The sequence below is a fragment of the Phaeovulum sp. genome, assembly GCF_041596715.1.
In the GTDB taxonomy this organism is placed as follows: Bacteria; Pseudomonadota; Alphaproteobacteria; order Rhodobacterales; family Rhodobacteraceae; genus UBA6213.
On sequence record NZ_JBFHIA010000371.1, the window covers coordinates 1 to 1,891 of the forward strand.

Consider the following 1,891-nt stretch of genomic DNA (forward strand, 5'->3'; position numbering starts at 1 on the left):
CGAAGGCGGGCGCCACATGGCAACCTGCCTGATCGTCGCCTCGGCAGTAGAGGCAGGCGAACTGATCTGCACCGCAAAGCGCGAAACAGCGGTGCGTGACCGCGCTCCGCTAGACTTCGCGCGCGATGAGACAGCGCCCGTAGGCTATCTGCCGCGCGCCTAGCGCCGGGTTTCTACCGGCGTTTCATGCGTAATTCTTTTAGTAAGCGTTGATCCGGGCGGCGTATTCGCGCCGCCCGACGCATCATTGCAGGTCGGAAAACGCGGTTTGCAGGCGCGCCACAGCTTCGGCCACCACCTTGCGCGGCGTGGCGAGGTTAAAGCGCATGTAGCTTTCGCCCCCCAAGCCGAAGGTCGGCCCGTGGTTGGCGGCAATCCGCGCGCCCTTTTCGACCCGGCGCGTGAACTCCTCCGTCGCCATGCCGGTGCCGGCGAAGTCCACCCATGCGAGGTAAGTGGCCTCCAGCGGCATCGAGCGCAGGCCGGGAATGGCGTTCACGCCCGCGTCGAACAGCTTTCGGTTGCCTTCGATGTAGGGGATAAGCGCATCCAGCCACGCCGCGCCTTCCGGCGAATAGGCTGCGGTCGCCATGATCAGGCCAAACGAGTTGGGCGAAATGCCAAGCGCCGCCATCCGCGCTGCAAATCGCGCGCGCAGAGCGGGGTCTGCAATGATGACATTGCCGATATGGGCACCCGCGATATTGAAGGTTTTGGTGGTCGCTGAAAGTGTCACAAGCCGCGATGTGGCGTCGGGGGCGGCATTGGCCATGACGGTGTGGCGGTGGCCGGGCATGACCAGATCGTGATGAATCTCGTCCGAGACGAGAACCAGATCGTGGCGCGCGCAGAAATCAGCGACGCCGCGCAGTTCTTCTACGCTCCAGACCCTGCCGCCGGGATTGTGCGGGGAGCAGAGGATAAGCATCTTTTCCGCGCCGGTCATCTGCGCGTCCCACGCGGCGAAATCCATTGCGTAGCGCCCGTCTTCCAATGCCAGCGGGCATTCCACGACTTTCCGTCCGGCCGCTTTGATGACGCGGGCGAAGGCGTGATAGACCGGCGTCATCAGCACGACCCCGTCGCCCGGCGCGGTAAAGGCATCGACGCAGATCGCGGTGCCGTTCACAAGGCCATGCGTGGTGAAGATCCAATCCTTTTCCACAGCCCAAGCGTGGCGCTCTGACATCCACCAGCGGATCGCGGCGTGGTAGGCGGCATCATCACCGAAATACCCGTAAAGCCCATGGTCCAGCATTCCCTTGAGCGCGTCTTGCACGGCTTGCGGCGGGCGAAAATCCATATCCGCCACCCACATCGAAATGCCGTCTGCCGCAGCGACGCCGAACAGAGGCTCCATCCCGTCCCATTTCACCGAGTGTGTGCCGAAGCGGTTGATGATTTCGTCGAAGTCGGGGGTCTGGCTCATGGGGAGTGTTCCTTGCTGCGGGCATGGCGTGGCATCGGTTCGGCTTTGGGTTATAACGGCTGGGCTCGCAGGGGCAATTGGCGATAGTGCCGCCCCGCCCATCTTGCATGGTCGCGCGGCATCGCCTAAATCAGCCGCCATGAGCCTTCGCCCGATCATCATTCATCCCGACCCTCGGCTGAGAAAGCTGTGCGATCCCGTGGTCACGATTGACCGCGACCTGCGCAAACTGGCCGATGACATGCTTGCCACCATGTATGGTGCGCCCGGTGTCGGCCTTGCTGCGCCGCAGGTAGGCGTGCTGAAGCGGATGTTCGTGATGGACTGCGTCAAGGATCATGCCGCCGCCCCGCAACCGATGGTGCTGATCAACCCCGAGGTGACTTGGGTCTCCGAGGCAACCAACACGTACGAGGAAGGCTGCCTTTCGGTGCCTGATCAGTTTGCCGAAGTCACCCGCCC

Annotated in this window: 2 protein-coding genes; one reads left to right on the plus strand and one right to left on the minus strand. The window is 63.2% G+C overall.

The window, feature by feature from the left end:
• Nucleotides 1–244: 244 nt before the first annotated feature.
• On the minus strand, nt 245–1,429 hold the full coding sequence (locus ABY403_RS16125) for a MalY/PatB family protein (protein ID WP_372841829.1): 1,185 nt from the start codon (nt 1,427–1,429) through the stop codon (nt 245–247).
• Nucleotides 1,430–1,568: 139 nt separating this feature from the next.
• Between ABY403_RS16125 and ABY403_RS16130 the strand changes: the two genes are divergently transcribed.
• Nucleotides 1,569–1,891: peptide deformylase (locus ABY403_RS16130; RefSeq protein ID WP_372841830.1), on the plus strand; the 323-nt coding region annotated here is incomplete at its 3' end.

Coding starts and splice junctions, on each gene's coding strand:
- ABY403_RS16125 (WP_372841829.1), bottom strand. CDS start 1,429: ATGAGCCAGACCCCCGACTTCGACGAAATCATCAACCGCTTCGGCACA.